This window comes from Caminibacter sp. (genome assembly GCF_053999135.1).
In genome coordinates this window covers 70,323-81,112 of record NZ_JBMXVQ010000020.1, presented here as the reverse complement: position 1 = coordinate 81,112, position 10,790 = coordinate 70,323, and the positions used below count along the sequence as shown (strand labels likewise).

General features: G+C 27.2%; 20 protein-coding genes. 4 read left to right on the top strand and 16 right to left on the bottom strand.

What is annotated here, in order from left to right; genetic code table 11:
* Positions 1-76: 76 nt before the first annotated feature.
* Together ACXJH6_RS01820 and ACXJH6_RS01815 are read right to left on the bottom strand one after the other, a co-directional pair.
* Positions 77-199, bottom strand: a complete 123-nt coding sequence (locus tag ACXJH6_RS01820) for a hypothetical protein (RefSeq protein WP_456470063.1) — start codon at positions 197-199, stop codon at positions 77-79.
* Between the two features lie 14 nt (positions 200-213).
* Positions 214-558, bottom strand: a complete 345-nt coding sequence (locus ACXJH6_RS01815) for a hypothetical protein (RefSeq protein WP_456470062.1) — start codon at positions 556-558, stop codon at positions 214-216.
* 127 nt (positions 559-685) lie between these two features.
* Here ACXJH6_RS01815 and ACXJH6_RS01810 point away from each other — a divergent pair, with 127 nt between their 5' ends.
* A complete protein-coding gene (locus ACXJH6_RS01810) occupies positions 686-1,012 on the top strand; it encodes a hypothetical protein (protein ID WP_456470061.1) in 327 nt (108 codons plus the stop codon).
* 123 nt (positions 1,013-1,135) lie between these two features.
* Here ACXJH6_RS01810 and ACXJH6_RS01805 read toward each other — a convergent pair whose 3' ends face one another.
* The 13 genes from ACXJH6_RS01805 to ACXJH6_RS01745 form a co-directional block, all read right to left on the bottom strand.
* Complete coding sequence (locus tag ACXJH6_RS01805) at positions 1,136-1,585, bottom strand: hypothetical protein (protein WP_456470060.1); 450 nt, start codon at positions 1,583-1,585, stop codon at positions 1,136-1,138.
* A gap of 43 nt (positions 1,586-1,628) precedes the next feature.
* Complete coding sequence (locus ACXJH6_RS01800) at positions 1,629-1,853, bottom strand: hypothetical protein (RefSeq protein ID WP_456470059.1); 225 nt, start codon at positions 1,851-1,853, stop codon at positions 1,629-1,631.
* A 36-nt stretch (positions 1,854-1,889) separates the two neighbouring features.
* On the bottom strand, positions 1,890-2,129 hold the full coding sequence (locus ACXJH6_RS01795; RefSeq protein WP_456470058.1) for a hypothetical protein: 240 nt from the start codon (positions 2,127-2,129) through the stop codon (positions 1,890-1,892).
* 10 nt (positions 2,130-2,139) lie between these two features.
* On the bottom strand, positions 2,140-2,343 hold the full coding sequence (locus tag ACXJH6_RS01790; RefSeq protein WP_456470057.1) for a hypothetical protein: 204 nt from the start codon (positions 2,341-2,343) through the stop codon (positions 2,140-2,142).
* Between the two features lie 18 nt (positions 2,344-2,361).
* Complete coding sequence (locus ACXJH6_RS01785; RefSeq protein WP_456470056.1) at positions 2,362-2,595, bottom strand: hypothetical protein; 234 nt, start codon at positions 2,593-2,595, stop codon at positions 2,362-2,364.
* Between the two features lie 10 nt (positions 2,596-2,605).
* Entirely contained in the window at positions 2,606-2,776 is a 171-nt protein-coding gene (locus ACXJH6_RS01780; RefSeq protein WP_456470055.1) for a hypothetical protein, read from the bottom strand.
* Positions 2,777-3,021: 245 nt separating this feature from the next.
* Entirely contained in the window at positions 3,022-3,360 is a 339-nt protein-coding gene (locus ACXJH6_RS01775; RefSeq protein ID WP_456470054.1) for a hypothetical protein, read from the bottom strand.
* A gap of 23 nt (positions 3,361-3,383) precedes the next feature.
* A complete protein-coding gene (locus ACXJH6_RS01770) occupies positions 3,384-3,971 on the bottom strand; it encodes a hypothetical protein (protein ID WP_456470053.1) in 588 nt (195 codons plus the stop codon).
* 21 nt (positions 3,972-3,992) lie between these two features.
* A complete protein-coding gene (locus tag ACXJH6_RS01765) occupies positions 3,993-4,409 on the bottom strand; it encodes a hypothetical protein (RefSeq protein WP_456470052.1) in 417 nt (138 codons plus the stop codon).
* Positions 4,410-4,421: 12 nt separating this feature from the next.
* Entirely contained in the window at positions 4,422-4,862 is a 441-nt protein-coding gene (locus tag ACXJH6_RS01760) for a hypothetical protein (RefSeq protein WP_456470051.1), read from the bottom strand.
* 165 nt (positions 4,863-5,027) lie between these two features.
* Positions 5,028-5,735, bottom strand: a complete 708-nt coding sequence (locus ACXJH6_RS01755; protein WP_456470050.1) for a transposase — start codon at positions 5,733-5,735, stop codon at positions 5,028-5,030.
* Between the two features lie 238 nt (positions 5,736-5,973).
* The gene (locus tag ACXJH6_RS01750) at positions 5,974-6,270 is read right to left on the bottom strand and encodes a hypothetical protein (protein WP_456470049.1); all 297 of its coding nucleotides are present in this window, start codon (positions 6,268-6,270) and stop codon (positions 5,974-5,976) included.
* Positions 6,255-7,784, bottom strand: a complete 1,530-nt coding sequence (locus ACXJH6_RS01745; RefSeq protein WP_456470048.1) for a transcriptional regulator — start codon at positions 7,782-7,784, stop codon at positions 6,255-6,257. Before ACXJH6_RS01745 ends, ACXJH6_RS01750 begins: the two co-directional genes overlap by 16 nt.
* Positions 7,785-7,916: 132 nt before the next feature.
* Between ACXJH6_RS01745 and ACXJH6_RS01740 the strand changes: the two genes are divergently transcribed.
* From ACXJH6_RS01740 to ACXJH6_RS01730, 3 genes are read left to right on the top strand one after another with little or no spacing between them, the layout of a single operon-like run.
* Positions 7,917-8,477, top strand: a complete 561-nt coding sequence (locus tag ACXJH6_RS01740; RefSeq protein ID WP_456470047.1) for a hypothetical protein — start codon at positions 7,917-7,919, stop codon at positions 8,475-8,477.
* A 15-nt stretch (positions 8,478-8,492) separates the two neighbouring features.
* Positions 8,493-8,813 (top strand): hypothetical protein, encoded by a 321-nt coding sequence (locus ACXJH6_RS01735; protein WP_456470046.1) that lies wholly within the window; start codon positions 8,493-8,495, stop codon positions 8,811-8,813.
* Positions 8,814-8,846: 33 nt separating this feature from the next.
* Entirely contained in the window at positions 8,847-10,343 is a 1,497-nt protein-coding gene (locus tag ACXJH6_RS01730; RefSeq protein WP_456470045.1) for a 3'-5' exonuclease, read from the top strand.
* Positions 10,344-10,620: 277 nt separating this feature from the next.
* Here ACXJH6_RS01730 and ACXJH6_RS01725 read toward each other — a convergent pair whose 3' ends face one another.
* Positions 10,621-10,776, bottom strand: coding sequence for a hypothetical protein (locus ACXJH6_RS01725; protein ID WP_456470044.1), 156 nt, complete (start codon positions 10,774-10,776; stop codon positions 10,621-10,623).
* Between the last annotated feature and the right edge of the window lie 14 nt (positions 10,777-10,790).

Below are 10,790 nucleotides of genomic sequence, written 5' to 3'. Positions count from 1 at the left end.
GAAATTTTAAAAGAATATATTGAAAATCAAAAAGTTCCCGATTAATTCCGCCTTTGTCCTCACTTCGTTACGGGGTCTATAGACCATCACCGCCCTTAAGGACGATGGTTTCGGCGGGAGTTGCTAATTCTTCTTTTTTAGCTGGATTAATTCTTGCTTTTTCTATTGTCCATTCCATAATAGTTGCATAATATCCCATCATAACCTCCTTAATTAATTATCTATACAAATTTTTCCATAAGCATACACATACCAATCTTTTCTACTAAATGTGTCAGGTCTGTTATATATCAAATGATAATACAGATAATCTCCATCTGGAATATTTATATTAAGCACTTGAAAACCATTTTTTGGATTTTCACTATCCCTGTTTTTCCAAAAATCCACATCACAACTAATCTCATATTTTTTTGCTATTTCTTTTATCATTTCTTTTGCGAGTTCGTATTTACTTCTTTTTCTTGGGATATTCATTTGCTTTAAAATTTTTATCATTTCTTGTAATGCTTTTTGGTATTTTTTATTTTTGATTTCGTTTACAGTTAAATATGCCATTTTCAACCTCCTTAATTATTTCTTTTAATATAAAAATTATACTATAATTATTTCATTTTGTCAAATGAAACTTTACAAAAAATATAAAATATGATATAATAAATAAGAAAAACAAAGGAGGTTGGAAATGGATTTATTAAAATTAATTTACAAAATAAATGAAAAAAGTTTTGAAAAATGGAAAAGTAATTATTCAAAAGATGAAGGTATTAGGATATTTTTTGAAACATTGGATAATCTTGAAAATAAAAAAGTAAAAACAAAAATCAAAAAAGATTTTAGTAATTTATTAGGCTTGAAAAAAAGTGTAAGAAATTTTATGTATTTTTATCAATTAATGCCAAGTAAAAATTTAATGACCAAATATATAAACTTATTATCGCACCAAATCCAAACAGAAATTTATAATAATTTGCTTGAATTTGCCAAACTCAACAATATAAAAATCAAGTGAACCTCCCCGCCCAATTACTTTGTAATATGGGCAAAGGTTTTTGATTTGAATGTTATATAGGAATTACACAGAAAAAACTAAAATAGAGAAAAATTGCAAGGAGCAAGGTTAAAAAAGAAGAAACTATATACATTCTTCATCTAAAACTTCTATGGCTTTTTTATAAAAAACCGCTTTGATTAAAAAAGAATGCGGTATTTCTATATTAAGCTCCGAAATTATTTTTTTTATTTCCTCTTCTTCTTGACCTGTAAAATTCAAGTATTTTTGAATAATTTTTCCTTCTTTTCCCACCATTTCGGCTATTTTTTTTATCTTCTCATAAACAAAATCAACAGCATCATAAAATGATTTATTTGGATACAAAATTGATAAAATGGCAATAAGATGAACGCTATCTATATTGCCAAAAAATTCCCTAATAGAAACAAGTTTATCTTCTTTTTTCTTTATGTTTTCTATTAAAGTCTTTAAATCATCAAGAATTATCTCCGTTTCTTTTTTTAATTTGCATACTTTATTTGCTTTAAAGGATAAATCTACATTTTTAGACGTTTTAAATGAAACCATCATCTTTTACTCCTTTATTAGAATTTAGAAGTTTATCAAAAAAAATCTAAATTACCTCATCAACTTTTTCTATATACCATACACTATCATCATCTAAAATCAAATGGTCATCTTCTTCATAAGAAAAAATGAATTCGGGATTTTGCAGTTCCTTTGTTTCTCTTAATTTTTCAATAATTTTAGCTTTAGAAGTTGAAGCAAACAATACTTCAGGTCTTGGGTCGGCAATAGAGCCGTCCTCAAACACTATTACCCAAATGTTTTTACTCATTTTCACTCCTTAAATTAAATTGTTTTTTCTAATTTTTTATTCAAAATCACTTTCAAATAATTCGGGATATTCTATATCCCTTAATTCTTCATTTATTTCTTTTGCTATAATTCTTTTATTCTTTAATTCTTCATCAAAATTGTAAAGTAATTCTCCTGTGTTATAATTTAGCAATAAATTAACAACTTCTTCTTTTGATAAATTATCTGGAAATTCTATTTCTATTTCTTTTGTTTTATACTCTACTACGGGAGCATATAATTTTAAAGTCTTCATTATTTTCTCCTTATTCTTCAATTTCTTCTACAACTTCATCAATTTCAAACTCAACTATCTCACCGCTTGCAAGTGATTTAACACTTGCATTTGATATTACAGAAACCAAATAACCCTCTTGGGCTTTTTCATTTATATATTCCTCTACTATTTCATCTGCTACTTTTTTAAAAGTTATTTTTCCTAACTCATCTATTAAAACTACAATTTTCATTTCAACCTCCTTTGTTTTTCATTTATATAAAATTAAATAATCAAAATTTTTAAATTCTTCAAAAGAGATTTTATAATCTTCTTTTATAAGAGAAAAAACTTTTTCTTTTATTCCACATTCGTTTAAATCTACTCTATACTCTACATTATAGTAGTCATCACTCCATTCGCTAATATGATGAGGAACATTTTCTTCTAATTGTTTCATAAGTTCTTCATTGTATTCTATAAATATTGCTTTAGCTATAAACATTGCAATTTCCTTAAAATGAAGCAACTACTACTGGATTTTTTTCATCCAGTTCTGCAATTTTTACAAGTGCTACAAAATCTTCTCTTGCTTCTATTACTACTTCATTTTTATTATTATTATGAATATATTTATCATCTAAATTAAATTCAGATTTATATTCTTCTACGATTTTGTTTGCCATTTTTAACCTCCTTAATTTTGTTTTATTAATAATATTTTATCATAAAAAAATTAATTTGTCAATAGTATTATTGATAAATATTGATAAATTATGAAAAATATTTATTCTCAATAAGTTAAAAAATTGTTGCGGGGGGGGGAATTGTTATATAGAAATTACATAGGAAAAATTACTATTTTATAAGAAAAAAACGGAAACTAAAGACAATTTTTAAAATTATAATGAAGACGCCCCATAAGAGGCATTTATGAATTTGTTTTAATTGTTTTAATTTCAGCGTCTTCAAAATCATAATCCTCTTCCCAAGTATCATATATTTCTTCACTTGCTATATTCCAATCTATTTCACCTACAAACATTTTGCCATTTTTAATAGCATCTAATACTTCTTTTGCCTCTTCTTCACTTTCAAAATAAGCAACATAATCTCCTACTACCTCAGCTTTACAACTATAAGGCAAAATTATTTTTACCTTTTTCCCCATTACTTTCATTTTTTCTTCTTCTAATTCTTTTTCGAGTTTTTTAATTTTATTTTTTAAATTCTCAATTTTTTTAAATAATTTTTCCACTTTACTATTCATTTTAATTCCTTTATCTTTTTATTCTACACTGCAAGATTTTCTTTATCTACTCCATAAATTCTTAATAGTTCTTCAATTTCATCTATCTTTTCATCTTCTTCAAAATACCAATCAAGTTCATATTCAATAAAGTCTTCTATATTTCCTCCATAGAGATATTCAACGCTTAGAGGAGAATAAAATTTTTCAAAAACTTCTTTAACTATTTTTCCGTTTTTCATAATTAAAAGATATGAATAATCACTTCCAAGTTCAGCGTCAAAAAACTCCAAACCAAGCTCCAATTTTTTTGCTAATAATTTAAAAAATAAATCTGGAGCGTTCCATCTACCCTGTCCTTTTATTACAATTTCAGTATGTTTTACTTCATATTTATCCATTATCATTGAATTAATCAATCCTCCATTATATTCAAGTGAATTTTCTTTTTTTATTTTTTCTATTTCTTCTTTAAATTCACCAAAAATCTCTAATACTTTATTTTCAGTAGGCACTAACCAAGTGTCCCCATAATTATCTTTTTCAAGCATTGAATCTATTATTTCTTTTACTTTTTGAATTTTCTCTTTCTCTCCTCTAATGTAGATTAGAGTATCGCTCCAATTTGCCATTTTTAACCTCCTTTATTTTTCTTATTGTTCTACAATTGCTTGAGTTTCTACAATCTCATAAATTTTGTCGTTAACTTTAGGATTTCTTATATACATATTCTCTACATAAAAGAAATATCCAAATACTCCACTATCACATAAATTATTTGCATACCCTATTTCTATTATTGCACCTGTTTTTTCTTTTATTTCTTTTTGAACTTCTTTAAAATCTTCACAGAAACGATTAAAATATTCTTCTTTATCTTCGATACTTGAATTATCATCTATTCCGTAAAAATCAGTGTATTCATCTATATAACCATCATTTTGATATACACAAGCAAGGTTTTCTATATCACTCATATATTTTTCTAAAAATTTTTCTAACTTTGGACTTATTTCTTTTAAAATATGCTCTCTACTATTTGGTATTACATCTCTTACAAAACAATACATCTTATCCTCCTTTTATTCAAAATCGTCATAACAACAACTATTAAGTTCATCTTTAATAGTTTCTATAATTAAAAGTAAAAGTTCTTCTTCGTCCATTGTTTCTAATTTGTTATCGTAAATAATTTCTTCTAATAAGTTAGCTATTACCTCATCATTTTCTTTAAGGGAAGAGGAAAAATTTTTGATATCTTCATAGCTTTCATCACTAATTTTGTTTGTATCAATACTTAGTATTTCAAGTTCTATATCATATTTATCAAATTCCAAATACTCTACTTCGGATACAGAATAATCGTTTCCATCTCCTAAGTCTATTACAAATTTACTTTTGGCACTTACATTTTTTATTTTTAATAAAGCAGTTCCACATTCAAAATGTATTTTTCTCTCAATGTCTTCAATTAAAATATCATAATATTTATTTATTGTTTCATTGATATTAAGGAAAACCATTTTCAACCTCCTTTGTTTTTCTTATTTTCTTTCTTTATGTTTATAATTTTATCATAAACTATCTTATTTGTCAATAGTATTATTGATAAATTAAATAAATCTTGATAAAATAATAAATAAGAAAAACAAAGGAGGCCGCTTAAAGGCGGGGGCTTGTGAGGTATATCAGTCTTGGGACTGCCCCGAAGGAGCGACTAACCTTAACCTCATAGGGTGGCTGACGCACCCGTACCGGGTAGAATAGAAATTTTCAAGCTCTCTATCCAACCCGTTAATTTTAAGATATTTTACTAATATATTTGCCGCCCCGTTTATGTCGGCATTTATTTTTAATCCGTCTTTTGTCCGGTATAGCCCTCTTTTAATTCTCTTACCGCTAAAAGAAACATTGTTTGCAGGAATATCCATATCTATAAAAGAAGCCTTAGAAGTATAGCTCTCATCTTGAAGAATGTAATTAATTCCAAGCCGTTCGCATTGTCTGTCATATATGGACTTAAGATATGCTACCCGCTTATTGTAATAGCGGTTAATACTTTTAAGATAGCGACCGTCTATTATAAAAGCCGCCCCACTATCAGAATAGCAGGTAGATAGATTATCCAAGCCCATATCAATAGATAAATATCTGTCTTTATCCATTGATAAAGGCTCAACCTGTTTTTTATAGACAAACTCTATATCAAATTCCATTCCATTAAATACAGGGATTATTCTGATTTCTTGAAGTTTATCGACTTGAATATGTTTTGGCAGTTTAAATACTAATTTCTCTATTTTTGGTTCATATTTTTCTTTAAATGTCTTTGATAAGCCAATATAAACATATCCATCTTTAACTCTTGCACTTCTACCTTGAATTGAGATTGTCATAAGTTCATTGTCTTTTTTGTATTTCGGAAGTCCTGTTTTGTCTGAATATTTGCCCTGTTTTTTTAGTTTAAGCAGATTAAAAAAACTTTTAAAATTTCTATCTACAAAGGTGCTTTTTGAGGTGCAAAGAAAAAAGAAATAATTATTAAAATTTTTGCTATACTTTTAAAACCGTATTATTTAATACGGTTAAAAAAATCGCAACCTCCTTATTGAAGAATGGCATACCCTTTGCTTTTTAAGCAAGGGGTATGATGTTATTGTAAAATCTTGCCAAATCTTCGTAGTCTAAAAAATCGGCTTTTATAATTAATAAATAAAAAAATTCTTTTGAATAATTTTTGCTTAGTAAATTGCTTCCATATATAAGTGTTCTTAATTGCGATTCATTTGCATTTTTTACAAATTCAATTGCCAATTCATTTGGAAGAGGAAATTTTCTATATGATAACAATCTATCAATACCACGCCAGTTTTTAACCTCTTTTTCCAATATTTCATAAGGACAGTGTTTTTGATTTAGAATTTCCCCCAAGCATTATATACTGTATGAGTCGCATATTCTGTTTTGTTAAAATAATCATCTTTTATTATTTTTCTTATAGTGTCTTCACTTAAGTCATTTGCATTTTCTAAATTTTTATGCAAATAATAATATTTTAAGTTATTTACTTTTTTTGATTCACTAATAAGTGAAGCTATTTTTGCATAAAGTGAGAATATATCGTTATAATCCTTTGTTAATTGCAAAATATAAGTATCTTCAAATCCCAACTTTTCATTTTCAAGAATGTATTTTTTTAAAAGCTCTTTTGCTTCATTTGTTAAATTTGAATCTATAAGCGCCGTAAACATAAGCATTCTGTCATAATAAAAATGAAGTTCCATATTGTTTTTTACTATAATTTTTCTTATTTCCCTTTCTCCATAGTTGGTATTGTTTAATAAATAAAATATCGCTTTTTTATCTACTTTAAAATCTTTTCTGTTTAACACTTCTATATCAATACTATCAAATTTTTTATCGTTTACTTTTATTAAGTCAATAAGTTTTTCGGCCGGAAGCTGTTTTGCAAGTATTCTTCCTATTGTTTTGTATTCCTCATAATTAAAATATCCGAATTTATCCTCCATAAATTTAAAATTTTTAAAGTTTTCAAATATATTTTTTATAAAATCTTCACTAAAAGGGATATGGTTATATAAAAAAACTTCTTTATTTTTTATACAATCCCATAACTCATCAAAACTTCCAAATCCAAATTCTTTTAATAAGGAATTGTTTTTTGAGATTATTTCTATAACATCTCTTTTGCTTATTAAATCCTTTTCTTTTAAATAAGAAATAATAAGTTTTGCATTATCTTTATCGTTTTCCCTTTTTAAGTATTCTTTTAAAGAAGAAGCTAAATTAATGTTGTTTTTATTTATAATAAGATTAGTTATGTTTTTTTGTAATTTGTTTCTTTTGATAATATTTTTAAGCTCAATCTCATCCGCTTTTTTTATAAGCTCTTTTAAAATTTCTTCATCTTTAATTTTTATATAGCTTAATAATCTTATAAAGTGTCTTTTTTCTGTTTCTATTGCTTTTAACGCAATGTTTTTGAATTGTTTTTCTGTCAAGTTAGGATTTAATAAAATAAATTCGTTTTCAAGGCTGTTTTTCGTAATGTAGTTAATTTGTTCCTGTTCTATTCTGTAATCGTTTTGTTTGATAAGTTTTATCGCTGCATTTGGAGAAATAGAAAAATAGTATTGATATGTTTTTTTTAATAAATTTGGATTTTTTAGAAGTTCTATAAAATCCATAAAGTCCTCTTTGTTTTTGTTTATCAATTTTTCAATTGTCATAATTGCAATAGATTCTTCCGGTTGTTTTTTTAGAATGGCTTTATAAATTAACGGGTTGTGTAATTTTCTATTAGGTAGTTTTTTAAGTGTAACTATTTTTTCTATTACCTCATCGCTTACATCGTTTCTTTCTATTTTTTCAGCTATTTCTTTACCGCTTAATTCTAAAAGACTTTCTATGCTTTCGTATCTCATCATAACCTCCTTAATTATTTGAATTATTTACATTAAAATTATACAAAAGATATAGTTTATTGTCAATATCATATTGACAATTACATAAAAATATTGTATAATTTAAGTGTAAAAACAATTAAGGAGGTTGCAATGAAAAAAATTGAGGTTGTTTATGACAGAACTATCACTTGGAATGAAATTTTAAGCTGGTTTGAACCTTTAAAATTTGCTTCAAATTTAACAAGATATAATTTTGGAGAAGAGCTTCCAAAATACTGTAAAGACAGTTTTGAGGCGTTTAAAGAGCTTCTAAAAGAATATGATTTATCCGTTAAAGATGTTGTATTTATGCCAATTTACGCATATATACACGGGGATATTGCTTTTAGCACAGGTTGTTTTTGCGATATGTGGGATAGCGGAGTTGCAGGATATTTATGGACTGAAAAAAAAGAATATTTAAAAAACATAGGAAGAACAAGATTTACTAAAAAAGTCAGGGAAAAATTCGAAAACGAGGTTGAAGATTTAGTTAAATGTCTAAACAGTAACAGTTATTATGTAAAAGTATATGAGAAAAACGAGGATGAACCTATTGTGGAATTTGATATTATGCTTGAATATGAAGACGAGGACAGGATTCTAAAAGAAATATCAGAAATGAAAGCTATTAATAACGGAGAAGAATATCAAATAGAATGGATTTATTAATTTAAGGAGGTTATTATGAGAAAAGAAGAAATACTAAAAGAACTAAATGAAATAAAAAAAAGAAAAGAAGAGCTTGAAAAAGAGCTTGAGGAAATAAAGGCTCAGGAGTCTGGGTTTAAATACAAAGTAATATTACCTTATGAGTGCAGCGCAAAAGCATATGGCGATTATGTTGCATATTTTAAAACTAAAGCAGAGGCGGACGCAGTAATGAAAAAAATTAAAAAAGGCGAAGCCCTTTTTTCAGACGCCGAATGGAATGTAGCAAGTGAAGAAATCACTGATACTTGGAATGATGAATTTATTTATGAAGACGCAAAAATTGAAAAAATATGATAAAAAAACAAATAGTTTATAAAAGGCAATAAAATGGAACTTACGTATGAACAGCAGCAAATTTTAAAAGCGGTAAAATCTAATTTGCCGCTTATTAAAATAAACGCTTTTGCAGGAACGGGAAAAACTACAACCTTGATAGAAATTGCAAAAGCCAATCCAGGAAAAAGAATATTGTATTTGGCATTTAACAAAGCAATACAGGAAGAAGCAAGAGCAAAATTTCCTAAAAACGTTGAAGTTAAAACCACTCATTCGTTGGCATACAGATATATTATTCCAAAAGCCGGTTATAATGTCAGAAACAACTACAAAGCACCTGAACTGATGGAACTGTTAAATTTAGACTATGAAAGTGCCGTAAATGTTTTAAATTATTTCGAGTTTTATTGTAACAGTGCCATTGCAAATATTTCCTCATTGGGAATAGGCAAAGAAATTTTGATTAATATAGAAACTCTTTTCAACAGTATGCTTAATGGAAGCATTGATGTAACACATTCTTTTTATCTAAAAGTTTTTCAGTTATATTTAAAGAAAAAAATGATTAATATATATTCTTATGATATGGTGCTTTTAGACGAGGCTCAGGATACTAACGATGTTACCATTGACATATTTTATTCCATACCAGCCAGACAGAAAATTATTGTAGGCGACAGACATCAGCAGATATACTCTTTTAGAGGCAGTATAAACGCTATGGACAAAATAAAAGGCGAAGAATATTATTTGACTCACTCATTTAGATTCAATGAAGAAATAGCAGCGAAAGCGAGTAGGGTGCTTAATATATTCAAAGCGGAAGAACAACAGTTAAAAGGACTTGGCAAAAACAAAGAAATTAAAAACAAGGCATATATAAGCAGAACAAATGCTGCTTTAATTGAAGTAATGAACGAGCTTATGAAAGAGGATAAAAAGTTTAAAACAGTCAGAAATCCATATGAAATATTTGCTTTATCCTTAAATGTTTATAATTTATCAAAAGGAAGAGAGCTTGATAAAAATTTCAGATATTTATCAAATTTAATAGACGAAGAAACGGACGAAGAAGACATCTTATCTACATTAGCGGAAAAAGCCGAAGAAGTTGAAGATGTAGAGCTTTTAAGTGCCGTTAAAATAGTGGAAAGGTTTAAAAACAGACTTTTTGATATATATAAAAAAGCAAAAGAGTATTTTTATGAAAATTTTGAGTGCAAAATCTTTTTAACAACGGCTCACACTTCTAAAGGGCTTGAATGGGATGAGGTGGAATTGACTAACGATTTTCCAGCTTTTTATACGATAGCGAAATGGTGGGTTGAGAACGGGTTACCTATAAAAAGAACTGATTTTGTTAAAATCTTCACAGACGCTCAAAAAGAAAAGAAAGTTAATCAGAAATTTATAGACGAATTTAATTTGTATTATGTAGCAATTACGAGGGCAAAAACAAAATTGATAGACAAAACGGATTTAGCAGACATAAAAAGCAAAAGGGAAGCGAACGAAGAGGTATATTTTATTTTAAAAAATCTGAATTAGACGAATTTGATTTTAATTTCGTTTAACAAAATCACCAAAGAATTCTCTTTTTAACTCTTTTTTGTTTATTTTAAATTCAATCCAAATTAATATCTCTTCGTCTTCATCGTTCCAGCCGAAATCATATGTTAAAACATTATTAATTTAAAAAACTACATTAAGAAGTGGAAAATTAGATTTTAATGAGCGTGTTTTTTGTCTTTTGTTTTAAGATAGATTACTGTGATTAACATTAGCGTAACCACTACCATTTGTATTAATTCCCAAGTAGTCATTTTTACTCCTCATTTGTTAGATACATTAAAATAATTGTTACTATTATAACATAAACGTTAGGTAGAACAGCTCCGCCCTGTGTTAAAGAATAACCGGCATTTACAAAAAAACCGAGCGAAGCATCGTGAATTGTTTTTAAGAGTTTTTTCTTACTCAATTTTAGCCGCCACT

What these genes read in the sequence shown, in the direction of transcription:
- ACXJH6_RS01820 (WP_456470063.1), bottom strand. Translation starts at nt 199, where the DNA reads ATGGGATATTATGCAACTATTATGGAATGGACAATAGAAAAAGCAAGA.
- ACXJH6_RS01815 (WP_456470062.1), bottom strand. Translation starts at nt 558, where the DNA reads ATGGCATATTTAACTGTAAACGAAATCAAAAATAAAAAATACCAAAAA.
- ACXJH6_RS01810 (WP_456470061.1), top strand. Translation starts at nt 686, where the DNA reads ATGGATTTATTAAAATTAATTTACAAAATAAATGAAAAAAGTTTTGAA.
- ACXJH6_RS01805 (WP_456470060.1), bottom strand. Translation starts at nt 1,585, where the DNA reads ATGATGGTTTCATTTAAAACGTCTAAAAATGTAGATTTATCCTTTAAA.
- ACXJH6_RS01800 (WP_456470059.1), bottom strand. Translation starts at nt 1,853, where the DNA reads ATGAGTAAAAACATTTGGGTAATAGTGTTTGAGGACGGCTCTATTGCC.
- ACXJH6_RS01795 (WP_456470058.1), bottom strand. Translation starts at nt 2,129, where the DNA reads ATGAAGACTTTAAAATTATATGCTCCCGTAGTAGAGTATAAAACAAAA.
- ACXJH6_RS01790 (WP_456470057.1), bottom strand. Translation starts at nt 2,343, where the DNA reads ATGAAAATTGTAGTTTTAATAGATGAGTTAGGAAAAATAACTTTTAAA.
- ACXJH6_RS01785 (WP_456470056.1), bottom strand. Translation starts at nt 2,595, where the DNA reads ATGTTTATAGCTAAAGCAATATTTATAGAATACAATGAAGAACTTATG.
- ACXJH6_RS01780 (WP_456470055.1), bottom strand. Translation starts at nt 2,776, where the DNA reads ATGGCAAACAAAATCGTAGAAGAATATAAATCTGAATTTAATTTAGAT.
- ACXJH6_RS01775 (WP_456470054.1), bottom strand. Translation starts at nt 3,360, where the DNA reads ATGAATAGTAAAGTGGAAAAATTATTTAAAAAAATTGAGAATTTAAAA.
- ACXJH6_RS01770 (WP_456470053.1), bottom strand. Translation starts at nt 3,971, where the DNA reads ATGGCAAATTGGAGCGATACTCTAATCTACATTAGAGGAGAGAAAGAG.
- ACXJH6_RS01765 (WP_456470052.1), bottom strand. Translation starts at nt 4,409, where the DNA reads ATGTATTGTTTTGTAAGAGATGTAATACCAAATAGTAGAGAGCATATT.
- ACXJH6_RS01760 (WP_456470051.1), bottom strand. Translation starts at nt 4,862, where the DNA reads ATGGTTTTCCTTAATATCAATGAAACAATAAATAAATATTATGATATT.
- ACXJH6_RS01755 (WP_456470050.1), bottom strand. Translation starts at nt 5,735, where the DNA reads ATGACAATCTCAATTCAAGGTAGAAGTGCAAGAGTTAAAGATGGATAT.
- ACXJH6_RS01745 (WP_456470048.1), bottom strand. Translation starts at nt 7,784, where the DNA reads ATGAGATACGAAAGCATAGAAAGTCTTTTAGAATTAAGCGGTAAAGAA.
- ACXJH6_RS01740 (WP_456470047.1), top strand. Translation starts at nt 7,917, where the DNA reads ATGAAAAAAATTGAGGTTGTTTATGACAGAACTATCACTTGGAATGAA.
- ACXJH6_RS01735 (WP_456470046.1), top strand. Translation starts at nt 8,493, where the DNA reads ATGAGAAAAGAAGAAATACTAAAAGAACTAAATGAAATAAAAAAAAGA.
- ACXJH6_RS01730 (WP_456470045.1), top strand. Translation starts at nt 8,847, where the DNA reads ATGGAACTTACGTATGAACAGCAGCAAATTTTAAAAGCGGTAAAATCT.